A 23,469-nucleotide genomic window follows, 5' to 3' on the forward strand; every position below is an offset into this window, starting at 1 on the left:
TTCCGCCGCCTCGAGGGGTGCTGGCCAGCCTGCGCTGGTCACAGCCCATGCGCCGCACGCAGCATCTGGGCGGCCCGCTCGCCGATGACCGCGCAGGGCGCCTGGGTGTTCCCGGTCGTCACCCGCGGCATGATCGAGCCGTCCGCCACGCGCAGCGCCTCGATCCCGTAGACCTTGAGCGCGCCGTCCACGACGGACAGCTCGTCCCGCCCCATCTTCGCGGTGCCGCTCTGGTGCCAGTAGGTGACGGCGGCATCGCGGATATAGGCTTCCAGCGCTGCACCGCTGAGTTCGCCCGGCATGGCCTCGCGCCGGACGAAGGGCGAGAACGCCCGGGCATTGCCCAGGGCACGGCACAAGGAGACGCAGGCTTTGGCGGCCGTCATGTCCGCGGGCTCGGCCAGCATGTTCGCGTCGATCACGAGTGGGCTCATCGGGTCCGCGCTCTGCAGGCGCAGGCGGCCGCGGCTCTCCGGGTGCGCCAGACCGGCGAACATCGTCCAGCCATGCGCCGGCACGCCGAGCGCCGCAGTCCGCTCGCTCGGCACCGGGAACTCGACCTGGCAGAACAGGAGGTCCGGTGCTTCCAGGTCGGGCCGGCTCTTCCAGTAGAGCGTCGCCTCGCTGCCGCTGTTCCGGGGGACGAGCGGTTCCCGATATTCCCAGGTGCAGCCGAACGACACATGGTCCTGAAAGTTCCGCCCCACGCCCGGCAGGTGCTGCACCACCGGGATCCCGAAGCGGCCGAGTTCCTCAAGATCGCCAATGCCTGAGTGCATCAGCAGCTTGGGCGTCTGGATGGCGCCCAGTGACAGCACGACCTCCGCGCTCGCCCCGATCGTGTGGACCTGCCCGGCACGGACGATTTCGACGCCGATGGCGCGCCGGTCATGGATCACCACGCGGCGCACGACCGTGTCGGTCAGCACCGTCAGGTTGGGCCGGTCCAGAAAGGGCCGGACATAGGCGCGATAAAGCGAATGGCGCCGGCCGTCGCGGACCAGCATGTCGGTGATGGCGGCGCCCCCGTCCCCTTCCATCATCTGGCCGTTCGGATGGGCGAAGGTCGGGATGCCGAGCTCCCGGGCCGCGTCGAGCAGGGCGTGTGCGATCGGGCTGGGGTCGGCGGCCGGCTGGACCCAGACCGGCCCGGAACTCCCCCGGTAGTGGGGATCGGGCGCCCCCTGCCAGCTCTCGATCCGGCGATAGATGTCCAGCACTGCATCGTAGCCCCACCCGGGGTCGCCCGATGCCGAGGCGAAGAAGTCCCAGTCGCTGCGGTGCCCGCGCGCCCAGACCATGACATTGACGCTGGAGCCGCCGCCCAGCCCCTTGCCCATGGACATGGCAAGCGTGCGGCCGTTCAGATGCGGGTTCGGCTGCGCCTGGAACCCCCAGTCGCGGGCACTGCCCAGGTTCTCGGGCCACCGGGCCGGGTCCAGCACGGTCTCGGCATCGTCGCTGCCGCCGGCTTCGACCAGCAGCACCTGGACAGAAGGGTTCTCCGCCAGACGCCGGGCGATCACCGAGCCGGAGGCACCAGCACCGCAGACGATGAAGTCGTAATGAGGCCGAAGCCCGGCGGCCAGCCGCGCCTGGTTCTCCTGTGCCCGCCGGGGAAAATCCCGATCCTCGGGAAAGGCGGCATCCTTGATCATCGAAAAATGTCCTCCTTGCATGACCGGGCATCGGGCACGCGGAGGCGTGCTCCGGACGATGCGGCCGGCGCCGTGGCCAGGGGTGCTGCCGTGGCGAAACCCGCTGGCACTCGAGGCGGCACGGTGATTATCAATTTTATCAAATTTAGCAACTCTTTCATTTTTGGCTGCAGCCACTATCCTTACGGGCGGGCGGCGGAAGGGACGTGATGGCAAAGGCGCAGAAGGACATCCTGACGACGGCGGACACGGCCAGGCTGCTCGGCGTCTCGGTGCGCACGGCCCAGTTGCTCATCGAGGGCGGCTCCATCCCGTCATGGAAGACGCCGGGTGGGCATCGCCGCGTTTACCGCGCCGACATCGAGGCATTGATCGAGGGCCGGCCACCGTCCCTACTATCCGCGACCGCCGTGGTCGTGGCATCGGCCGGCCGGCTGCCCGACTACGAGCTTCTGTTCGCCGGTATCGGCGAATGCACGGCGGAACTCTTCACCGACACCCATGCAGCACTGCTCGCGATCGGCGCCACCCGCCCCTGCGCCGTGCTGGTCGATCTGGCGGATGCGGATCCCTTGCGGCTGGCGTTTCTGCACAGCGTCCTGGCGGACCCGTCGCTGGGCCACAGCCGGATCCTGGCGGTTGCCGACGGGTCGATCGCGGCAGCCGACCGGCATGACCGGGTGATCCGCAGCGGCACGGCAGAACAGGCGGTGGCCGCGCTGCGCCGCTCCCTGGCCGATGCCGGACCCGTGACGGTGCCGACCGGCACCGCCTTCCCGATCGCGCTCAATGAGGGCCAGCGGCTGGCGGCACTGGAACGCACCGGGCTGCTGGACACGGCACCCGAGGAGGCGTTCGACCGGGTGACCTGGCTGGCCGCCCAGGCGCTCGGCGCGCCGATCTCGCTGCTCACCCTGCTCACGCCCACGCGGCAGTGGTTCAAGTCGCGCTTCGGGCTGGATCTGCCGGAAACGCCGCGCAGCTGGGCATTCTGCAACTACACGATCCTGCAAAAGCGAGTCTTCGCGGTCGAGGACCTAGCGGCCGATCCGCGCTTTGCCGACAATCCGGCCGTGGCGGGCGAGCCGGGCTTCCGCTTCTATGCCGGTGCCCCGATTCTCGACGGTGCCGGCTTTGCCGTGGGCTCGCTCTGCGTCATCGACTGCCGGCCCCGGGGGCTGGAGGAGCAGGAGGCGCAGGCCCTGCTGGCGCTGGCCGGCCTGGCCTCCGCCGAGGTCCGCCTGCGCGCGACCGAGCGGCAGTTGCGCGAGGCACTCCGGCAGGCGGGGCGGCGGGCCGAGCCGCCGTCACCAGCTCGTGCCGGCCCCTGACCCGGGCAGGACGGCAGCTTTTGGCGGCATGCTCCAGCCCAGCCGGTCCAGGAAGCGCAGCAGCACGGCATTGACCACCTCCGGCTGTTCGAGCGTGGCGGTATGCCCGCAGTCCGGGATCGTGACCAGCTCGGCCTGGAGGATGGCCGCCATCGCGCGGCTCTCCTCCGGCGGCCGCGCACGGTCGCCCTCGCCGGTGACCACCAGCGCGGGTGCCGTGATGTCCGCCAGCAGGCCCAGCGCATCGCTGCGGTCGAAGATCACCCGCCCCAGCGGCACGATCGACCGGCGCAACGTGTCGGCATCGAAGCCATGGATCTGCTGGCGCAGCCGGTGCGGCAGGGTCGGCATGCGCTGTTCGACATCCGCGGCGAAGAACAGCGGGGTGATCGCTGCCACCAGCTCCTCGCTGACCCGGCCGGCGGCCTCGATCTGGTCGAGCATCGCCGTATAGGTCAGCCGCTTGGCCACGGGCTCCTCGCCCAGATGGCTGTTCATCAGCACCAGCCCGGCGACCCGTTCCGGCGCCCGCGCCGCGAGGTGGGCACCCCACATGCCGCCGACCGATGAGCCGATGACGACGCAGCGCTCGATCTCGAGCCGGTCCAGCAGCTCGACCATGTGGCGGGCCAGATCGGCCAGGGTGCGGGTGCCGCTGGGCAGCGGCCCAGACCGGCCATGCCCCCACAATTCCGGCACGATGACCCGGCAGCAGGACGACAGGGCGCGCAGTTGCGGCTGCCACATCCGCCAGTTCCACAAGAACCCGTGGCCGAGCAGGACGGGCAGGCCATGCCCGGCCTCCACGACCGACAGGACGCTGCCTGCAATCGTCATTTCCCCCCGCGCGTTCCGCTTGTCGTCGCCGTGCATCCTGCTCTCCGTTCCACCATCAAGGCGGCGGCACAGCTAGCCGGGCACGGTTTCGGATGCGCTTCAAAGGGGGCGTGATCGTGTTGCAGATGTAGCATTCACCGGGCCCAGGCCCGGAATGACTGCACCAGCGACACCTGCCCCCGGGGGGCAGGACCATGATACGCCGCTCGCTATTCCCTTGAGTCGGCATGAGCGTGATGGTGATGTCGGTCCAGCCACCGGCACCGATGCCCGTCCCGGGCCCGCCCATGACGGGGCGTGGCCGCCTCGCGTTGCGCACCGGGCGATATGCGAGGTTGCGTGAACCCATACGAAACAGCCTCCGCCCGCCTCTCGCCGCTGGCATCGCCGCCGACCCGGCACCAGCTCCGCCTGGCGGCCGGCGTGGCCGCGCTGCTGCTCGTGGCCCTGGCCGCGACGACCCCCTATGCGCGCCAGCCGACCGAGGGGACGGAGGCGCTCTTGCCGGCCTATGCGGCCGCGGTCTTCGTCATCGAGTTGCTCACCTCCGCCCTGCTCATGGCGCTGTTCCATGTGCAGCGTTCCCGGGCGATGCTGCTGCTCGCGGTCGGCTATCTGTTCTCGGGCGTGATGGTGGTGCCCTGGGTGCTGGCCTTTCCCGGCGCGTTCGATGCCCTCACCGGCGGTGGCGCCACGCAGAGTACCGCGGCAATCGGGGCGATCCGGCGCCTGAGTTTCCCCCTGTTCGTCATCGCCTATGCCGTGCTGGCCGATCGCGAGCTCCCGCCGGCCGCCGCGTACCGGGCCATCCTTTTCAGCATCGCCGGGGTCGTGACGGCCGTGGCCCTGGCGGCCTGGCTGATCGTCGCGCACGACGATGTGCTGCCCAGGCTCATGATCGACGCGCGCAAGGTCAGCGGGCTGTGGCGCTTCGTGCCGGCCGCAGCGATCACGCTCTATGCCGTGGGCCTGATCGCGCTCGGCCTGCGGCGACGCTCGATGCTCGACATCTGGCTGATGGTCGTCCTGTTCACCCTGCTGATCGAGCTCGTGCTGCTCTCCTATGTCAGCGCGGGGACCAGGCTGAGCGTCGGCTGGTGGGCTGGGCGCCTCTACGGACTGGCTTCCGCGAGCCTCGTGCTGCTCGTGCTCCTGTCCGAGGCGACCACGGTCCATGCACGGCTGGCACGCTCGGTCCTGGCCGAGCGCCGCGCCCGCCAGAACCGGCTGACCGCCATGGAGGCGCTCTCGGCCTCGATTGCGCACGAGGTCAACCAGCCCCTTGCCACCATGGTGACCAACGCCTCGGCCGGGCTGCGCTGGCTGAAGCACGAGCAACCCCGGATCGAGGAGGCGACGGCGGCACTCGGCCGGATCGTCGCGGAGGGGCATCGCGCCAGCAAGGTCGTCGCCAGCATCCGCACGATGTTCCTCAAGGGTGCCCAGGAGCGGGTGCCGCTCGATCTCAACGGCCTGATCGAAGCCGTGCTGGCCCAATGCCAGGATGAAGCCCGGCTCGGCCGCGTCTCGGTCTCGACCGGGCTGGAGCGGGATCTGCCACCGGTCATCGGCAATCCCGCGCAGCTCCGCCAGGTGGTGGCCAATCTCGTCGAGAATGCGGTCGACGCCATGCGCGGCACCGCACGACCGCGCCTGCTGCAGGTCACCTCGCGCCGCCACGCGGTCAGCGAGGTGGTCGTTGCGGTCGCCGACAGCGGCACCGGTTTGCCGCCGGTCGACAGGGAGCGCATGTTCGAGCCATTCTTCACGACCAAACCGGACGGGATGGGGATGGGACTGATGTTCTGCCGCGCTGCGATCGAGGCCCATGGGGGGCGGCTGTGGGCGTCGGACAACACGCCGCACGGCGCCGTCTTCCAGTTCTCGCTGCCGGCCTCGGCAGCCATGCCCGAAGCAACAGGGCCCGAAGCAGGGGGGCCCGTCCGATGAGCGAGCAGGAATCCATCGTCTTCGTCGTCGATGACGACCCGGCGATGGGGGTCTCGCTCGAGAGCCTGCTCCGCTCGGTCGGTCATTCGGTCATGCTGTTCCAATCGACGCGCGCCTTTCAGCAGGCGCCGCGCCCGGACCTGCCGGCCTGCCTGGTGCTCGACGTGAGGCTGCCGGGCCAAAGCGGCCTCGAGTTCCAGCGCGAGCTTAGCCGTTCCGCCCATCCGCCGCCGATCGTCTTCATCACCGGGCATGGCGACGTGCCGATGTCGGTGGCGGCGATGAAGGCCGGCGCGGTCGATTTCCTGACCAAGCCATTCCGCGACCAGGATCTGCTGGACAGCGTGCATCGCGCCATCGAGTTCGACCGGGCCCGGCGGACCCGGGCCGCCATGCTGGCGGAACTGCGTGCGCTTGCCGCAGCGATGACGCCGCGCGAGCGCGAGATCCTCCCGCTGGTCGCGGCCGGCCAGATGAACAAGCAGATCGCACAGGCGCTCCAGCTCAGCGAGGTCACGGTCAAGGTCCACCGGGCCCAGGTGATGCAGAAGCTGCGGGCGCACTCGATCGCCGACCTCGTCCGGATCGCGGACCGGCTCGCCGCCGCCGAGCGCGCGGGTCAGGCCGAGGATACCAGGGTATAATTGAGCCTACCCTGCGCCCTTGCGCATGGTCGGGACGCGCGAACCCGGCCGCGGCTCCTGATCTCGCCGGGCGCGCGGAGGCTGGGCCGGCGCGGATGCGTGCAGTTCTTCCGATCGCCGTGATCGATGACGACGCCGCGGCCTGCGCTGCGATGATCGACCTCCTGGGTGCCATGGGCTTGGCGGCCATCGGCTTTGCCGGTGCGTTGGCCTTCCTGCGCTCGGGCCATGCCCGCCGCGTCCGCTGCGTGATCACGGACATGCGCATGCCCGTCATGGGCGGCCTCGACCTTTGCCGTCACCTGGCCGCTGACGGCAACCCGGTCCCGACGATCCTGGTCACCGCCTATCCCGACGAGACCACGCGACGCCAGGCGCAGTCCCTGGGGGTGGGCGCCTATCTGGCCAAGCCGTGCGATCCGGAGGAACTGCTGCAGGCCCTCCAGTCGCTCCTGACCGACTAGTCCGGCCAGGAGCGATTGGGCCCAGGCACAGGCTGCACCACACCTCGGTGCAATTGTTTCGACCGTTCCGCCGCTCGTAGAACGTCTCCCCGTCGAGGAAGGTAGCGATGGATCCCGGGCCAGGCCCCGGCAGCCCCGGCTACCTCGCCTGCCGCCCATGACCGCGGCGACACGCCGAAATGGCCGACACCGGGCAGCGCCCCGTAACGGTCCGACATGTCGACATTCGCCAAGCCAAACCATGCACCGGAGTGATCCGCCATGCCGACCGCTTCCCCCGCTCCTGGCAAGGGGCTGCTCCAGCCTGCCGACCACACGCTGATCCTCATCGACTTCCAGTCGCAGATGGCGTTTGCGACCAAGTCGATCGATGCGGTCACGCTGCGCAACAACGCCGCCCTGATCTCCCAGGCAGCCGCCGGCTTCGGCGTCTCGACCATCCTGACCACGGTCGCCGCGAAGGGCTTTTCCGGGCCCATGTTCGGCGAGATCGTCGACGCCTTCCCGGGGCAGCCACTGCTCGACCGCACCTCGATGAACACCTGGGAGGACGCGGCGGTCGTCGCGCGCGTCAACGAGATCGGCAAGCCGCGCCTCGTCATGGCGGGCCTGTGGACCAGCGTCTGCATCGTCGGCCCGGCGCTCTCGGCCCTGGACCAGGGCTTCGAGGTCTATGTCGTCGCCGATGCCTGCGGCGACGTCACGGACGAGGCCCATGAGCGCGCCATGGAGCGCATGATCCAGGCCGGTGCTAGGCCGATGACCGCCCTGCAGTACCTGCTGGAGCTGCAGCGCGACTGGGCCCGCGCGGAGACCTACGGCCTCACCACCGGCATCGCCCGCGAGCTCGGCGGCGCCTACGGGCTCGGCATCACCTACGCCAAGACGATGTTCGGGGCGCAGGAAGGCCATTGAGGCACGCGACCGGCGGGCTGGCCCGCCGGTGACGGGATATTCGGGGGGCGAGATGAAGATCTATGTGCTGGCCCTGGCTGTGGGCCTGCTCGTCGGCGTGATCTACAGCCTGCTCAACGTGCGCTCGCCGGCACCACCGGTGGTGGCGCTGATCGGCCTGCTGGGCATCCTCGCCGGCGAGCAGATCGTGCCCATCGCCAAGCGTGTCGTCGCCGGCGAACGGCTCGACCTGGGCTGGCTCAGGAGCGAGTGCGGCGAGCATGTCTTCGGCGCGCTGCCCGCCCGAGCGCCGGCCCAGGGCAAGGCCGGGACGTACAGCAGCGACGCGGAAAGGTTCCGGTCATGAACCCCACCCGCAGGCAGACCGCCATCGGCGCTGCCGCCAGCACCATCTCGGCCCTGCTGGGCCTTGCCCCCGCAACTCGACCATCCGCCTCGGAAGCCAGCACCATGCCTGCCGACCTCATCCTGGTGAACGGGCGTTTCACCACGCTCGACCGGAGCAACCCGGACCCGCAGGCCGTGGCGATCGGGGCCGAGCGCTTCATCGGCGTCGGCGCCGAAGCGGACATGCGCAGCCTGGCCGGCCCGTCCACCCGGATCGTCGATCTGGGTGGCCGCCGCGTCGTGCCGGGGCTGATCGACAGCCACATGCACATCATCCGCGGCGGCCTGAACTACAACATGGAGCTGCGCTGGGACGGGGTGCGCTCGCTGGGCCAGGCCATGGAGATGCTGCGCAAGCAGGTGGCCGTGACGCCACCGCCGCAATGGGTGCGCGTCATCGGCGGCTTCACCGAGCACCAGTTCGCTGAAAAGCGCCTGCCGACGCTGGACGAGATCAATGCGATCGCACCGGACACGCCGGTCTTCATCCTGCATCTCTACGACCGCGCCCTGCTGAACGGCGCGGCCCTGCGGGTGGTCGGCTATGACAAGGACACGCCCGACCCGCCGGGCGGCGAGATCCAGCGCGATGCCGCGGGCAATCCTACCGGGCTGCTCCTGGCCAGGCCCAACGCCACCATCCTCTATGCGACGCTGGCCAAGGGGCCGAAGCTGCCCCCGGAATACCAGCTCAACTCGACGCGGCATTTCATGCGCGAGATGAACCGGCTGGGCGTCACCACGGTGATCGATGCCGGCGGAGGGTTCCAGAACTATCCGGACGACTATGCCATCGTCGAGAAGCTGCATGCGGATGGCGAGCTGACCCTGCGCATCGCCTACAACCTCTTCACCCAGAAGCCGCAGCAGGAGCTGGCGGATTTCGCGAGCTGGTCGCAGCAGGTGAAGCCCGGCCAGGGCGACGATCTCTACCGCCATAACGGTGCCGGCGAGATGCTGGTCTACAGTGCTGCCGATTTTGAGGACTTTCGGGCCGAGCGCCCGGAGATGCCCCCTTCGATGGAGGGCGATCTCGAGCCGGTGGTGCGGCTGCTCGCGCAGAACCGCTGGCCGTGGCGCCTCCATGCCACCTATGACGAGACGATCACCCGGGCGCTCGACGTGTTCGAGAAGGTCGACCGTGACGTGCCCCTCGAGGGCCTGCATTGGTTCTTCGACCACTGCGAGACGATCAGCGACCGCAATATCGACCGCATCGCGGCGCTCGGCGGCGGCATCGCCGTGCAGCACCGGATGATGTTCCAGGGCGAGGATTTCGTCGCACGCTACGGTGCCGAGGCCGCCCAGCGGACACCGCCCGTGGCGCGCATGCTGGCGGCGGGCGTGCCGGTCGGTGCCGGCACGGACGCCACCAGGGTCGCCAGCTACAATCCCTGGGTCTCGCTCGCCTGGCTCGTCACCGGCCGGACGCTGGGCGGCCTGCAGCTCTACCCGGAGCGCAACCTGCTCGACCGCGAAAGCGCGCTCCGGCTTTGGACCGAAGCCAATACCTGGTTTTCGACCGAGGAGGGCAAGAAGGGCCAGATCAGGCCGGGGCAGCTCGCCGACCTGGCGGTTCTCGACCGCGACTACCTGACCGTGCCGGAGGACGACATCCAGGACATCGAGAGCGTGCTGACCCTGCTGGGCGGCAAGCCGGTGCACGGCAGCGGCGCGTATGAGGGGCTGGCCCCGCCGCTGCCACCGGCCATGCCGGACTGGTCCCCGGTCAGGCGCTTTGGCGGCTACCAGAGGCGAGCGGCCCTGGTCGATCGCGACCAGACGTTCGCCGCCGCCTGCGGCTGCACTAACGCCTGCGGTGTCCATGGCCATGCCCATGCCAGGGCGCTCGCCGTAGCAGTGCCCGCGCGCGACGAAGCCGCCTTCTGGGGCGTGCTCGGCTGTTCCTGCTGGGCCGTCTGACTACAAGCGATAAACCGGGGATGCGCGTCATGCCAAGCTCGCCGACCTCCGCCATCCAGCCGGCCGTCCAGAACCTGCTCGACCGGTCCTGGCTGGCCCTCGTTGCCAGGGTCGCGGTGGCATTGCCCTTCCTGCTCAGCGGCATCGCCAAGCTCGTGGATTTCGGCGGTGCCACGGCCGAGATCCGTGGCCTGACCGGGCTGGAGCCAGCAGCACTCTTCGCCCTGCTGGTCATCGTGACCCAGCTCGGCGGCTCGGCCCTGCTGATCGCAGGGGGGTGCTATGCCTGGGTCGGTGCGGCCGGGCTCGCGGGATTCACGGCGATGGCGACGCTGCTCGCCCATGCCTTCTGGCTGAAGCCGGCGGCCGAGCGCTTCCTGCACCAGAACATCTTCTTCGAGCATGTCTCGATCATCGGCGGCCTCGCTCTGCTGGCCATCCTGTCCAGCCGTTCCAGCCGGGGTGCGGGTCTGTGACGGCGGGGGCAACGGGCGCCGGCGGCAAGACGCTTCCATCATCGGCATTCGCGCCGTTGCGGCAGCCGGTCTTCGCCGTGCTGTGGGCAGCCACGATCCTCGGCAATGTCGGCACCTTCATGCGCGACGTCGCCAGCGCCTGGCTGGTGACCGACCTGTCCGGCTCGCCCGCGGCCGTGGCGATGATCCAGGTCGCCGGCACCCTGCCGATCTTCCTGATGGCGATACCGGCCGGCGTGCTCTCCGACATCGTCGATCGCCGCAGGCTCCTGATCGGCGTCCAGGTCATGCTCGGCCTGATCAGTGCCACCCTGCTCTCGCTGGCGCTGGCCAACCGGCTGACCGTCGAGATCCTGGTCGGGCTGACCTTTCTGGGCGGGATCGGCGCGGCGCTGATGGGGCCGGCTTGGCAGGCGATCGTGCCCGAGCTCGTGCCGCGGCCGGAGCTGCGCAACGCGGTGGCGCTCAACTCGCTGGGCTTCAACATCGCCCGCTCGATCGGCCCGGCGCTGGGCGGCGTGCTGCTCGTGGCCTTCGGGGCGGCCGCGACCTATGGCGCGGATCTGTTGAGCTATGTCGTGGTCATCGCCGCCCTGCTCTGGTGGCGCCGCCCGGCCGGGGCCGACGACGCGCTGCACGAGCGCTTCGGCGGTGCCTTCCGGGCGGGGCTGCGCTACGCCCGCGCCAGCCGCGAGCTGCACCGGGTGCTGCTGCGCGCCGTCCTGTTCTTCATCTGCGCCAGCGCGATCTGGGCGCTCCTGCCGCTGGTGGCGCGTCGTCTGCTCGAAGGCGGTGCCGGCTTCTACGGCCTGCTGCTGGGTGCGGTCGGCGCCGGGGCGATCGTCGGTGCCGCGGTGCTGCCGCGGATCCGGGCGCGCACCGACGCGGATGGGATCATGCTGGGCGCCACGCTGATCACCGCGGCGGTCAGCGGGGCACTGGCGGCGGCACCGCCGCAATGGCTGGCCGTCCTGCTGCTGCTGGTCCTGGGTGGCGCCTGGATCGCGGCGCTGACCACGCTGAACGGCACGATCCAGGCCATCCTGCCGGACTGGGTGCGCGGCCGCGGGCTGGCGATCTACCTGACGGTGTTCAGCGGCGCCTCGGCCGCCGGCAGCCTGCTCTGGGGCCTGGTGGCGGAAGCGGTGGGCCTCCAGGCCACCCTGGTGGCGGCGGCCGCGGCCCTGGTCGTCGTCGCCTTCACCGTCCGGCGCCTGGAGCTGCCGATGGGCGAGGCCGACCTGACACCCTCGTCGCATTGGCCCGAGCCGGCCATCGCCTGGCCGGTCGAGCATGATCGCGGCCCGGTCACGGTCACGATCGAGTACCGCATCGCCCGCCAGAATCGCGCGGGCTTCCTGGCTGCCATGAGCCGGCTGGCATCCGAGCGGCGTCGCGACGGCGCCTTTGCCTGGGGGGTGAGCGAGGATGCCGCCGAACCGGAGCGCATCGTCGAGTGGTTCATGGTTGAATCCTGGGCCGAGCATCTGCGCCAGCACGCGCGGGTCTCGCGGGCCGACGCGGACATCCAGGCCGAGGTGGCGCAGTTCCATGCCGGGCCGCACCCCCCGGTCGTCACCCATCTGCTCGGGCTGCACAGCCAGCCATGATGCCACTTAAGCGGGAGCGGTGCGGTCGGCCGGCAGGACCACGGTGAAACCGACCTCGACGAGCTGCCCACGCAGGGCCAAGCGCGGGGTCTCCACGATCGTGCTAGCACAGGCCGGGCGGTCCGTGCCGTAGGCTGCCTTGCGTACCGCGCCGACAACCGCGAAGGCGGCGTCCATGTCCGTCACGAACACCGTTTCCTCGACGACGTGGTCGAGCGTGGCGCCGAACCCTGCCAGCAGCTTCGCCGCATTCGCGTAGCTCGTGCGCATCTGGAGCTCCATGTTCGATGCGTCCAGGATCCTGCCCGTCGCATCGAGCGGTGCGGCGCCGACGAGCCGGCCTGTCTCGTCATGGCTGAGCTGGCCGGATACATAGATCGTCTGGCCGACCCGGACCGCCTGCGCGTAGCCGTACGCCTCCTCCCAGGGAACGCCGTGATAGGCCAGCTTCTTGTCCAGAAGTCCCGCTGCCTTTGTCATCTGCCTCTCTCCTCGCCTGACGACCCGCGGTAACGCACAGGCTCGGATAGGTGCAATGATACTTAGGTTTGCTGCGATCTGACCTTACAGCTAGAAACCATTGACTTGAGGCGACCAGGAGAAGCCGGGGAACAGGCCCAGGGCTATTGATCGGCTGGACGGGGCCTACCGGTCGACCACCACATGCCGTGTCTGCTGCCGCTCGCCCAGATAGCCGCCCAGCAGGGCGGCCAGGAACGGCAGCAGGCCGGCGGTCAGCAGGTTGCCCAGAGTGAAGGCGCCGCTCAGCAGCAGGCCGATCAGCACGGCGATCGCCGCGGAGATGCCGGGCTCGAGGATCGTCCGCCCGGGCGACTTGCGGCCCACGATGTAGCCGCCGATGGCAAAGCTGGCGATGCCAATCAGGGCACCCAGGAGGAGACGCCCGCCGCCCAGGGCCTCTGCTGCATCCTGCGGGTCGGCGGTGGTCGGGGGCAGGCTGTCGCCCATCAGCGCCACCAGGATCAGGCTCGCCAGGATGTTCAGCCCGAACATGATCGCCACGCCGATCCCGATCCAGCGCCAGTCGAGATTGCCGAACATGGTGGTGGCCCTTCATGCTTTTTAGTGGACGTCCTTCGGGATGCAGCACGGCATCCCCCGCTCCACCAAAGCAGCGCCGGAGCCTCCCTTGCGTTCCCTCGCCTGCCTCCCGTGCAACAGGGGCCATCCCGCGCAACAGGGGGTGAGGAACCTGCGGCTCGTGACGTATTTTCCTCGTGTAGCGGCCTCTTCTCCTGGCAGGACAGTGCCGGTGCCGGAAGAGCGGGCTTCGCGGGCGCCGGAGCCGAGCCAAGAAGGACGACAGCCATGCCGAGCAAGACGACCAAGGGCAAATCCGCAGCGGATGAAGGCGGCGCCAAGAAGGCGGCCGGCGGCAAGCAGCCGAACGCGCTGCAAAAGCCGGTCAAGCCCTCCAAGGAGCTGGCCGAGGTGGTGGGCGCCGATCCCCTGCCGCGCAGCGAGGTGGTGAGCAAGGTCTGGGAATATATCAAGCAGCACCAGCTCCAGAACCCGGAGAACCGCCGCGAGATCATGGCGGACGACAAGCTGGAAGCGGTGTTCAGCAAGAAGAAGGTGACCATGTTCGAGATGAACAAGCACCTGTCCCGCCACCTGAGCTAGGCCGGCCGGACCGCCGCCATCTTTTGGGGATGCTGCCCGGCCGGGCCGGGCATTCTCCGGGGATGGGCGCCCGTCAGCCGCGGGCCAGGGCGCTCACGATGGCGGCTTCCAGTTCCTCGATCCGGAACGGCTTGCGCAGCACCGTCGTGCCCATGCCGACGGCGTCGATCTCGGCCGTGTCCGCATACCCGCTCGCGAACACGATCGGCAGGTCCGGCTGCCGCGTGCGCGCGATGCTCGCCACCCGGGCCCCGTTCATGCCGGGCATGGCGAAGTCCACCAGCATGAGGTCGGGCCGCACCTCGTCCAGCACCTGCAGTGCGGCATGGCCATCCTTGGCCTCGACCACGCGATAGCCGAGCGTGGCCAGTGAGTTGGCGAGAAAGCAGCGCACGTCGGGATCGTCGTCGACCACCAGCACCGTCGCGGCCCTGGCGGCCGTGTCGTCCGCCCTGCCCTCGTCGCCCGGCCGGGCTGCGGCAGAGGCGAGCTCCGCCCGGCACAGCAGGAGCGTGACCACCGTGCCCTCCCCGGGCGTGCTCTCGATGCGCGTGGCACCGCCGGCCTGGCGGACCATGCCATAGACCTGGCTCAGGCCCAGGCCGGTGCCCTTGCCCACGTCCTTGGTGGTGAAGAACGGGTCGAAGGCGCGCGCCTTCACCTCCGCCGACATGCCGATGCCGTCGTCGATGACCCGCAGCGCCAGATAGTCGCCGGGTGCGAGCTCGAGATCATGGGCGACGGTATGGAGGCGGGTCTCGATCGTGAGGTTGCCCCCGTCGGGCATGGCGTCGCGCGCGTTGATCGCGAGGTTCAGGACCGCCATCTCGAGCTGGGTCGGGTCGGCGAACACGCCGTGCTCGCCTGCCATGAGGTCCAGCCTGACCCGCACCATCGGCCCGAGCGTGCGCGTCAGCATGTCCTCCATGCCCCGCAGCAATGCTGCCACCGCCACCGGCCGCAGTTCCAGCCGCTGGGCACGGGAGAAGGCCAAAAGCTGGGCGGTCAGCTTGACCCCCCGCTCGGCCGCCTGCAGGCCGTTCTCGGCCCAGCGGCCGACCCTGGCGCTGTCCTGGGGCTTGCGGCGGATCAGGTCCAGATTGCCGTACACCGCCTGGAGCAGGTTGTTGAAGTCGTGGGCGATCCCGCCGGTGAGCTGGCCGATCGCCTCCATCTTCTGCCCCTGGCGCAGCTGCTCCTCGGCCCGGCGCAGCTCCTCCGCCCTGGCCTTTTCCAGGGTGATGTCACGCCCATAGGCGAAGACCAGCCCGTCCTCGTGCGAGGTATGCCAGGACGTCCAGCGCGTGGTGCCGTCCCGGTGCAGGAGGCGCGTCTCGAAGTCGGTCAGGCCGTGGCCCTGGACAGCGGCGTGGAAGGCCGCCTGGCTCATCGCGACATCGTCGGGATGAAGCAGATCGAAGGCGCGCCGCCCGGCCAGCTCGTCCGGCTGGTAGCCCAGGACCTCCGTCCAAGACGGGCTGACCGAGCACAGGATGCCGTCCTCGCCGACCACCGCCAAGAGGTCGCGCGAGTTGTTCCAGACGCGGTCGCGCTCCTTGGTGCGCTCGCGGACCCGGGCCTCCAGGGTCTCGGCGAACTGGCGCAGCTTTTCCTGGGCTTCCTTGGCGGCGGTGACATCGTAGATCGCGCCGATGAAGCGGACGCCCAGGGCATGGCCCTCGTCGCGATGCTCACCGCGCCGGGCCAGCCAGCGCAGCTCCCCGGTTTCGGGATGGACGACCCGGAACTCCCGGTAGGAGGGATCGTCGCCCTGGCCGCCGATGAGCGGCGGGTCGTCCGGATGGACCACCGCGTTCACGGTGCGCACCGGCAGGGCCTCGCAGGGATGCAGGCCGAGCAGCCGGCAGAACTGGTCGGACACGGTGACGGTCCCGAACCCGCTCACATGCTCGAACGTCCCCACCCCGCCCGCGGTCTGGACGATGCGCAGCTGTTCCTCGACCCGCTTCTGGTCCGTGATGTCGGTGAGGATGCCTTCGAAGCGCAGCAGCTCATGGTCGGCCCCCCGCCTGGCACCGCCGCGTGCCGCCACCCAGCGCACCGAGCCGTCCGGGTTGATGATGCGGTAGTCCTTCGCGAAGATGTCCGCCCCGTGCATGATGCCGGCCACCGCGATCCGCAGCCGCATGCGATCCGCCGGATGGACCGGCGCGAAGAAGGCGTTCGTGGGCAGGCCGGCCGCGGCGGCACCCGGTGCGATCCCGTAGAGCTCGGCGAACCGGGCATCCGCATAGAGCCGCTCACCCGGCACGTCCCATTCCCACCCGCCCGCGGCCCGCGCCACCTTCCTGGCGCGACGGGCATGTTCGGTCGCCACGTCGGGCTGGCCATGGAGCAGCTCGTGCCGGGAATCGGGCGCCTGCCGGTCCGAGGCAGCCGTCACCTCGGCATGCATGGCCAGCCAGAAGAAGACGGCCCCCGTCTCGTCCCGGATCGGTGCCAGGTGCAGCCGGTCCTGGAAGGTCTCGCCGTTCTTGCGCGCATGGCACAGCTCGACCGTGGCCGGGCGGGCCTCTGCCACGGCCGCCTCGAGCGCAGCGAGCGCGGCAGGATCGGCATCGGCCGAGCGGAGCAGGCGCCAGTCGCGGCCCAGGATCTCGTGGTCCCGATAGCCCGTGAGCTGCTCGAAGGCGGCATTGACGAAGATCAGCGGCTGGCCCGCCGCCCGATGATCGGCGACCGCGACCGCTTGGCCGGAGCAGGCCAGGCTGTCGAGCAACGGCCCGCACAGCGACCGCAACCTCGCGAGCGCGGCGGTGTGAGGAGCGGGTGGACCGAGCTGAGACCCCGATTGCTTCACCAAATCCGCTGCCCGCCCGAAGGGTCGACCGGCTCAGCCCTCATGAGCCCCACCTTCCGGCCCGATGATGTGCTCGATGAACTCGGTGATCAGGGCCTTGAGGGCCTGAAGCGACGGCAGGTCCATGATCATCGCAATATAGCCACGAATGTCACGATCGCTGATCGCAAAATTGATGTAGAGAAACAACACCACCCCATGACCGGTCGATGATGTCGATGCGTTGAAAAGCTGCTGGCTATCACCTCGCAGCAGTTGCGGCAAGGAGATGGTCAAGGGCTTGCGCAGCATGTTCGCGATGGTGCCCAGGCAACCATTGAGGACGATGTTGCCGGTTTCCAGAAGGGCCTCCTCCTCGATCTCCCGGGCCTCCTTGCCGGACAGCTCGTCGCTGGTGACGGCGCGCACCAGTTCCAGGCTGTTGGCTTCCGGGAAGATGAGCAGGGCCCGGCCGGAGAACGCGCCCTCGAAGTCCTGGCGCACCGCGATCAGCGGGGCGCACTCCCGCTCCCGGATGAGCGTCGCCGCCAGCATGCGGTCCACGACCTGCAGGGAGGGTACGGAAAGGAAGACCTGCTCGCCCACCATCGTCCGCAGGCTCACGGCGGCCCGGCTCACGCCGATGTTCACCAGCTCGGTGAGCGCGTCGCGCTCGAGCTCCTCCAAGGCGATGCTCGTCCCGATCATCGGCGTGCCGAGCGGAGCTTGAGGGCGGCACCGGACAGAAAGCCGCGAAAGCCTTCCTCGGTGATGGGCTTGCTGACGAACGCGATGTTCGCCGCCCGGGCGCGCGCGATCACCTCGTCCTGGACATTGGCCGTGGCCAGCGCCACCGGCATCTCGGGAAAGCGCGTGCGGATCTCCTCGGCCAGTTCCAGCCCGTTGCGGCCGGGCATGTTGAAGTCGACGACCGCGACGTCGACGCCCCCCTCCTCCAGCAGGGTCAGGGCCTGGTCGGCATCGGCGGCCTCGATGCGGACCCAGTCCGGCTGCAAGGCGGCCACCGCCTTGCCCACGACGATGCGGGCGAGCTTGCTGTCGTCGACGATCAGGATCCTGGTCTCCATTTTTCTCCTAGCTCCGATGAGACGCCGCAAAGGGTGGCGAAGCAAGCCGGCCGACATAAGCGCATTGCCGCCGATCAGGCCATGCATGGCCGCTCATGGCCGCTGCAAGCCAGGCAGGATCCAGTCCCGGAGGAAGGCATCCTCGCTTTGCCCCTGGACCGGCGGGCGGAACGCCAGGAGGACCTGGAGCACCGCGCCGTGCAGGTGCCGGCAGCCGGACAGGTCGACCGGCCGGTCCGGCCGTTCCTGGACGAGCGCCAGCAGGGCCTCCGCCTCCTCGACCGGGCAGGCCCCTTCCAGGCGGATCACCCCGTCCACGAGCCGCACGGTCATCCGGCGAGCTCCACGGGATCGAGCACCATCATCACCCGGCCATCACCCAGGATGGTGGTGCCTAGCACCCCGGGCATGGTCGCGAGCAGGCCGGTCATCGGCCGCAGCAGGACGTCGGTATGGCCGAGGAACCCGTCGACCCCGATGCCGACCAGATTGGGGCCCGCCCGGATCACCAGGGCAAGCTGATCCTCCTGCCGCTCTACACTGCCCGGGACATGGAGGAGGTCGGCCAGTGGCAGGAGCGGCACGGCTTGGTCGCGCAGGAAGAACACCAAGCCGGCACGCACGGGCAGCAGGCGATCCTTCGGGATGCGGGCGGTTTCGACGACGCTGTCCATGGGCACGCCATAGGTCTCGCCGGCGCACGACACCAGCAGGACCTTCGCCAGGACCAGGTTCACCGGCAGGGTCAGCCGGACCGTGGTACCGAGGCCCGGCTGGCTCGCCAGCGCCACCTTGCCGCCCAGTTGGCCGATCGCGGTGCGCACGGCGTCCATGCCGACGCCGCGGCCGGAAACGTCGGTCACTGCGGACGCGGTGGAAAAGCCCGGCCGGAAGACCAGGTCGAGCACCGCGTCGTCGGGCAAGGAAGCGAGCGCCTCGCTGCCCATGACCTGCCGCTCGGCAGCGACCCGCCGGATCGTGGCCGGGTCGATCCCGCGGCCATCGTCCGCCACCTCGATCACCACGTGATCGCCTGCCTGCCGGGCGACCAGCCGCAGGCTGGCGCGGGCAGGCTTGCCGGCACGACGGCGCTGCTCCGCCGGCTCGACCCCGTGATCGACGGCGTTGCGCAACAGGTGGGTGAGCGGCTCGAACAGCCCGTCCAGCACCGACCGGTCCACTTCGACCTCGTCGCCCTCCACCACGAGCTCGACCTCCTTGCCGAGGCTCGCCGCGGTTTCCCGCACCAGGCGCGGGAAGCGGCGCAGCAATGGCGTCATCGGCACCAGCCGCACGCTCACCACCGCGCGGTGCAGCCGGCCGACCAGCCGGTCGAAGGTGGCGTGCCGGTCGGCCAGGGCAGTGGCCGCGGCCCGGGCGTCGAGCCCGCCGGCGAGCTGTGCCGCCAGTTCGGCCAGCCCGTTCTTCGCCACCACGAGCTCGCCCACGATCTCGGCCAGGGCGTCGATCCGGCTGGCATCCACCCGCAGGGACCGGCTGGTCGCCTCGGGTGTGCTGCGCCCGGCGGGGCCGTCCCCGGCGGGCGTGGCGGGCACTGTCACCGGGAGGATCTGCACCTGGTCCGGAACGAAGCGGAAGGCGGCCTGCACCTCGTCCAGCGGGGCCGAGGACAGCAGCTCGACCACGAGGTTGCAGGCGAACGGGTCGTAGGCCGCCAGGTCCGGCTGCCCGTCCTGCAGCGCCACGCGCAAGGCGACCAAGCCCGGGACGTGCCGGGCGATCTCCACGGGGTCGTCGCCGTGGAAGAAGCAGTTGCGGTCGGGGAGGTAGCGCACCGCCACCAGCGTACCGCCATCCGGCAGCGCCGCGTCCCCCTGGCTGGAGAGCAGCGTCCGGATCCAGGCCGCGTCCGTCTCCGGGGGTACTCCCCCGGCGGATGCGGGATGATCCGGGCCGTCGCTCAGGCGTGCCCGCAGCGTCGCCACCAGGCGCGCGGCCGCGGCCCCGGCATCCTCGGGAAGGGTGCCGGTGCTGCCGATCGCCGCCAGCCAGCGGTCGGTCTGCCCGATCACGGCGACCAGCTCGTCCACCGTGTCGCGGTCCACCGCCCGCCGCCCGGCCCGGATGGCACCCAGCAGGTCCTCGGCGGCGTGCAGGACCAGGCCCATGGGCGGGAAGTCGAACAGACCGGCCGAGCCCTTGAGGGTATGGACGGCGCGAAAGGCGCTGTCGACCAGGGCCGGATCGTCCGGCCGCCGCTCCAGTGCCAGGAGGGCGTCGCCGGCCTGCTGCACCAGTTCCGGCCCCTCGATCAGGAACTGCTGGAGAAGCTCATCCATCGGCGGGACCGGCCGGCCGCTGGTAGACGATCGCATCCTGGAAGCGGCGCAGCCTGAACCGGTCGGTGATCCGCATCATCGATTCGGAATGGCCGAGACAGATGAAGCCGCCCGGGTTCAGCCGGTCGAACAGGTTGTGGGCCGCCAGCCGGCGCGAGACGTCGTCGAAATAGATCAGGACATTGCGGCAGAAGATGACGTCGAACCTGCCGTTGGCAGCCATGGACGCGGCGTCGACCAGGTTGGCGCTGGTGAAGGTGACCGATTCCAGGAGGTCGTCGATGAGCCGCCAGCGGTCCTGCCCCACCGGCTCGAAATAGGCCCGGCGCACGTCCTCCGGCAGGCGGGACAGCGCGCGCTCGCCATACCTGCCGGCGCGCGCGGCACGCAGCACGCGGGTGTCGATGTCGGACCCCACGATCTCGACATGGTAGGCGTCCACCATCCGCCAGTTCTCGAGCAGCCAGAGCGCGATCGAATAGGCTTCCTCGCCGGTGGAGCAGGGTACCGACCAGATCCGGACCTTGTCGCCCGGCCCCCGGCTGGCCACGATCTCCGGGAGCAGGTCGCGGCCGAGGCAGCGAAGCTGGTGCTGTTCCCGGTAGAAATAGGTCTCGTTGACCGTGAACCGGTTGATCAGCTGCTCGGTCTCGGCAGGGCTGGCGCGCAGATGGGCGAAATAGGCGGCAAAGGTCGAAAGGCCGGTCTCCGCCATGCGCTCGGCCAGCCGGCGGTCGATATAGTAGCGCTTGGCCTCGCCGAACATCATGCCGGTCTCGGCATAAAGGAAGTCGCCCAGGAGCTGCAGCTCCTGGGCACTCAGGACATGGGGCTCGTCCGGCAGGTCCGGCCTGCTCATCGCGCCGGGACCAGGTCGAGGAGGCAGGCGGCGATCCCGTCCAGCGGGACCACGAACTCGGCCCCGCCGTTGCGCACCAGCTCGCCCGGCATGCCCCAGACCACCGCCGTTTCCTCGGCCTCGGCGATGGTGCGCCCGCCGGCCTGGCGCAGGACGGTCATGGCGGCCGCACCGTCATTGCCCATGCCGGTCATCAGGATGCCGACCAGGCGCCTGGCCCCGACCGGCTCCATGGCACTCGTCACCAAGCGATCGGTGCTCGGATGCCAGCGATGCTCGGCCTGGGCAGGGGCCGGCAGCGCCATCAGCCCGGCCGGCCGCCGGCCGACGATCAGGTCGGCCTCGCCCCGGGCGATATAGACATGGCCGGGTGCGAGCGGGACCGGATGCGTCACCTCCCGGACGGTCAGGGCGCAGAGCTTGTCCAGCCGCCGGGCGAGCGGCCCGGTGAAGCTGGCCGGCATGTGCTGTGCCACCAGGATCGGCCAGGGGAAGTCCGCCGGCAGGGGGGCCAGGAGGGCGTCCAGGGCGGGCGGGCCGCCCGTGGAGCAGCCCACCACCACGGCCCCCTCGATCTCGCCCGGCAGGGCCGGCAAAGGCGGCAGGTCCGGCAGGCCCACCGGCGCTGCGGGGGCGGGCCGCATGGGTGGCGGCCGCAGCCGCGGCCTGGGCTCGGCGCGGTGCAGCCGCAGGCGCTCGGCCAGGCGGCGGGCCTTGGGCAGGCGGGCCCGCGCCGCGGCCTGCACCTTCTCGACCAGAGTCGGCCCGAACAGGTCCATCTTCAGCGAGATCGCCCCGCCGGGCTTGGCGATGAAGTCGACCGCACCCAGGCTCAGCGCCTCCAGCGTCGCCTCGGCCCCCTCCGCGGTCATGGCGGAGACCATCACGACCGGGCAGGGGCGCTCGACCATGATCCGGTCGAGGCAGCGCAGCCCGTCCAGCTTCGGCATGTGGACGTCCAGGGTAACGACGTCGGGCTGGAACTCGTGGAGCTGGCGCAGGGCGTCCAGGCCATCGCGGGCAAAGGCGATCTCGAAGCCGCCGGCGTGCGTGAACAGCTCGCCCAGGAGCCGGCGCATCAGGGCGGAATCGTCGACGACGAGCAGGCGGGTCACGAGCTGGCGAGACCTCCGCCATCCAGCGCCGCCAGCAGGTCGCGCTCGGCGCGATCCAGGAGCTCCTGCGGATCGACCAGCAGGACCATGCGGCCAGCCAGGTCGAGATTGGCGACGCGGTCGAACATCCGCCTGCCATCGGCCGCCAGGTCCGGGGTCGGCTGCAGCCGGTCCGCAGGCACGCTCAGGATCTCCGACACGGCGTCGACGACGAAGCCCGCCTGGCGGTCGCCGATCGTGGTCACGATCACCCGCCGCCGGCTCCCGGCGCCCTCCCCCGCCACGCCGAAGCGGCGGCGCTGCTCGATGATCGGCAGCACCTTGCCGCGATGGTTCATCACCCCCTCGATGAAGCCGGGTGCCCGGGGCACCCGCGTCAGCGTCGCCGGCAGGCGGAGCACCTCGTCCACGGCGGCCACCGGCAGCCCGTATTCCTCCTGCCCCAGCCGGAACACCACGATCCGCTCCTGCGCGCCGGCCTCCGCGCCCATGCCCAACTCCGTCTGCTGACGCCCATCGGCGAGAAGATGGGCCACGGTGTCGTCCCGGAACAGGCGCTCGGCCGACAGGATCGACACGAGGCCCGCTTTGCCCGGCAGCCGGCAGATGGACTGGATCCGCGCCTCCCCCGCCCCCCGGTTCAGCACGGCCGGCACCGGTGCCACCCGGTCGGGCGGGACGCGGAGGATCACCTGCAGCCGGTCGACCAGCAGGCCGATCCGGGCCGCCCCGACCTGCGCCACCACGATCCGGGCATCGCGCCCGGGCGCTTCCGGCACGAAGCCCAGCAGGACCCGCAGCGAGACCACAGGCAGCAGGGCCTCGCGCAACGTCACCACGCCCAGCATCGCGGCGTCGCTTTTGGGCAGGGCCAGGATGTGCGGCGGCAGGGCCAGGACCTCGCCGACCTCCGCGATCGGCAGCGCATAGGCCTGGCCGGCCAGGTCGAACGTCACGAACACCCGTTCCTGGGCGGCGGGCCCGGGGGCATCCGGGGCCGGTGCTGCCACCTTCGCCCCCTGGCCGCGCCGGGTCAGTGCGGCGAAGTCCTGCCGCAGGAGCTCGTTCAGGTCGACCAGCCGGACGGCGCCCTCGCTTTGGGCATGAAGCTGGCCCGGCCGTGCTCCCGCCATGCCGGGCGCGCCGGCATCCAGCCGGGTCAGCGCCCCCACCTCGTCCACGGCCACGCCCACCGGCTCGTCCAGCTCCAGCAGCAGGAGCCGCGATGCCGCCGTGGCGGGGGCTTCCTCCTGCCCCAGCAGCCTGGAGAGCGAGATCACCGGCACCACCGCGCCACGGAGGTTGGCCACGCCGGCCAGGCTCGGCGGCGCATGGGGAACGCGGGTGATCTTCGGCCGGCGGAACACCTCGGCGATGGCGCCCGCGGCCACGGCAAAGCGCGCCCCGCCGACGCGAAACGTCAGCGCCTGATCCTCTCCCGGACGCAACGGACGGGGCGATCCTGCCA

General features: G+C 70.4%; 22 protein-coding genes. 10 read left to right on the forward strand and 12 right to left on the reverse strand.

All coding sequences use genetic code 11. The features are described 5' to 3' along the window. Positions 1-38: 38 nt before the first annotated feature. Positions 39-1,658, reverse strand: a complete 1,620-nt coding sequence (locus HLA95_RS19050; RefSeq protein WP_191061413.1) for a GMC family oxidoreductase — start codon at positions 1,656-1,658, stop codon at positions 39-41. 209 nt (positions 1,659-1,867) lie between these two features. Between HLA95_RS19050 and HLA95_RS19055 the strand changes: the two genes are divergently transcribed. Beyond that, positions 1,868-2,989, forward strand: coding sequence for a GAF domain-containing protein (locus HLA95_RS19055; protein WP_222184190.1), 1,122 nt, complete (start codon positions 1,868-1,870; stop codon positions 2,987-2,989). On the opposite strand, the gene HLA95_RS19060 is transcribed toward HLA95_RS19055, so the two are convergent. Continuing rightward, the gene (locus HLA95_RS19060; RefSeq protein WP_222184191.1) at positions 2,966-3,862 is read right to left on the reverse strand and encodes an alpha/beta fold hydrolase; all 897 of its coding nucleotides are present in this window, start codon (positions 3,860-3,862) and stop codon (positions 2,966-2,968) included. The genes HLA95_RS19055 and HLA95_RS19060 overlap by 24 nt on opposite strands. 303 nt (positions 3,863-4,165) lie before the next feature. On the opposite strand from HLA95_RS19060, the gene HLA95_RS19065 reads away from it, so the two are divergent. The 8 genes from HLA95_RS19065 (at position 4,166) to HLA95_RS19100 (ending at position 12,195) form a co-directional block, all read left to right on the forward strand. Continuing rightward, complete coding sequence (locus HLA95_RS19065) at positions 4,166-5,776, forward strand: sensor histidine kinase (RefSeq protein ID WP_222184192.1); 1,611 nt, start codon at positions 4,166-4,168, stop codon at positions 5,774-5,776. Further along, on the forward strand, positions 5,773-6,420 hold the full coding sequence (locus HLA95_RS19070) for a response regulator transcription factor (protein ID WP_191059566.1): 648 nt from the start codon (positions 5,773-5,775) through the stop codon (positions 6,418-6,420). The genes HLA95_RS19065 and HLA95_RS19070 overlap by 4 nt, the downstream gene beginning before the upstream one ends. Before the next feature lie 95 nt (positions 6,421-6,515). After that, positions 6,516-6,884, forward strand: a complete 369-nt coding sequence (locus HLA95_RS19075) for a response regulator transcription factor (RefSeq protein ID WP_191059565.1) — start codon at positions 6,516-6,518, stop codon at positions 6,882-6,884. A 261-nt stretch (positions 6,885-7,145) separates the two neighbouring features. Next, positions 7,146-7,799, forward strand: a complete 654-nt coding sequence (locus HLA95_RS19080; RefSeq protein ID WP_191059564.1) for a hydrolase — start codon at positions 7,146-7,148, stop codon at positions 7,797-7,799. Between the two features lie 52 nt (positions 7,800-7,851). Beyond that, a complete protein-coding gene (locus tag HLA95_RS19085) occupies positions 7,852-8,145 on the forward strand; it encodes a XapX domain-containing protein (RefSeq protein WP_191059567.1) in 294 nt (97 codons plus the stop codon). Further along, complete coding sequence (locus HLA95_RS19090) at positions 8,142-10,109, forward strand: amidohydrolase (RefSeq protein WP_191059563.1); 1,968 nt, start codon at positions 8,142-8,144, stop codon at positions 10,107-10,109. The genes HLA95_RS19085 and HLA95_RS19090 overlap by 4 nt, the downstream gene beginning before the upstream one ends. 29 nt (positions 10,110-10,138) lie before the next feature. Further along, positions 10,139-10,585, forward strand: coding sequence for a DoxX family protein (locus HLA95_RS19095; RefSeq protein ID WP_191059562.1), 447 nt, complete (start codon positions 10,139-10,141; stop codon positions 10,583-10,585). Further along, positions 10,582-12,195 (forward strand): MFS transporter, encoded by a 1,614-nt coding sequence (locus tag HLA95_RS19100; RefSeq protein ID WP_222184193.1) that lies wholly within the window; start codon positions 10,582-10,584, stop codon positions 12,193-12,195. Before HLA95_RS19095 ends, HLA95_RS19100 begins: the two co-directional genes overlap by 4 nt. Positions 12,196-12,201: 6 nt before the next feature. On the opposite strand, the gene HLA95_RS19105 is transcribed toward HLA95_RS19100, so the two are convergent. Continuing rightward, positions 12,202-12,675 (reverse strand): RidA family protein, encoded by a 474-nt coding sequence (locus HLA95_RS19105; protein ID WP_191059872.1) that lies wholly within the window; start codon positions 12,673-12,675, stop codon positions 12,202-12,204. Between the two features lie 165 nt (positions 12,676-12,840). Further along, positions 12,841-13,257, reverse strand: coding sequence for a hypothetical protein (locus HLA95_RS19110; RefSeq protein WP_191059871.1), 417 nt, complete (start codon positions 13,255-13,257; stop codon positions 12,841-12,843). Between the two features lie 267 nt (positions 13,258-13,524). Here HLA95_RS19110 and HLA95_RS19115 point away from each other — a divergent pair, with 267 nt between their 5' ends. Beyond that, complete coding sequence (locus HLA95_RS19115) at positions 13,525-13,839, forward strand: SWIB/MDM2 domain-containing protein (protein ID WP_191059870.1); 315 nt, start codon at positions 13,525-13,527, stop codon at positions 13,837-13,839. Between the two features lie 73 nt (positions 13,840-13,912). Here the strand turns inward: HLA95_RS19115 and HLA95_RS19120 are convergent, their stop codons facing one another. The 8 genes from HLA95_RS19120 to HLA95_RS19155 form a co-directional block, all read right to left on the reverse strand. Further along, positions 13,913-16,579, reverse strand: a complete 2,667-nt coding sequence (locus HLA95_RS19120) for a hybrid sensor histidine kinase/response regulator (RefSeq protein ID WP_369076374.1) — start codon at positions 16,577-16,579, stop codon at positions 13,913-13,915. A gap of 114 nt (positions 16,580-16,693) precedes the next feature. Continuing rightward, positions 16,694-17,347, reverse strand: coding sequence for a chemotaxis protein CheX (locus tag HLA95_RS19125; protein ID WP_191059868.1), 654 nt, complete (start codon positions 17,345-17,347; stop codon positions 16,694-16,696). Continuing rightward, on the reverse strand, positions 17,344-17,727 hold the full coding sequence (locus HLA95_RS19130) for a response regulator transcription factor (RefSeq protein WP_191059867.1): 384 nt from the start codon (positions 17,725-17,727) through the stop codon (positions 17,344-17,346). Before HLA95_RS19130 ends, HLA95_RS19125 begins: the two co-directional genes overlap by 4 nt. Before the next feature lie 93 nt (positions 17,728-17,820). Further along, positions 17,821-18,060: a hypothetical protein gene (locus HLA95_RS19135; protein ID WP_191059866.1), complete on the reverse strand. Its 240-nt coding sequence runs from the start codon at positions 18,058-18,060 to the stop codon at positions 17,821-17,823. Continuing rightward, a complete protein-coding gene (locus HLA95_RS19140) occupies positions 18,057-20,027 on the reverse strand; it encodes a chemotaxis protein CheA (protein WP_222184195.1) in 1,971 nt (656 codons plus the stop codon). Before HLA95_RS19140 ends, HLA95_RS19135 begins: the two co-directional genes overlap by 4 nt. Continuing rightward, positions 20,020-20,886 (reverse strand): CheR family methyltransferase, encoded by an 867-nt coding sequence (locus tag HLA95_RS19145; protein ID WP_191061850.1) that lies wholly within the window; start codon positions 20,884-20,886, stop codon positions 20,020-20,022. The genes HLA95_RS19140 and HLA95_RS19145 overlap by 8 nt, the downstream gene beginning before the upstream one ends. Next, a complete protein-coding gene (cheB, locus tag HLA95_RS19150) occupies positions 20,883-22,001 on the reverse strand; it encodes a chemotaxis-specific protein-glutamate methyltransferase CheB (RefSeq protein ID WP_222184197.1) in 1,119 nt (372 codons plus the stop codon). The genes HLA95_RS19145 and cheB overlap by 4 nt, the downstream gene beginning before the upstream one ends. After that, positions 21,998-23,449, reverse strand: a complete 1,452-nt coding sequence (locus HLA95_RS19155; RefSeq protein WP_191061654.1) for a chemotaxis protein CheW — start codon at positions 23,447-23,449, stop codon at positions 21,998-22,000. The genes cheB and HLA95_RS19155 overlap by 4 nt, the downstream gene beginning before the upstream one ends. Between the last annotated feature and the right edge of the window lie 20 nt (positions 23,450-23,469).

It is taken from the genome of Geminicoccus harenae (genome assembly GCF_019800005.1).
Lineage (GTDB): Bacteria > Pseudomonadota > Alphaproteobacteria > Geminicoccales > Geminicoccaceae > Geminicoccus > Geminicoccus harenae.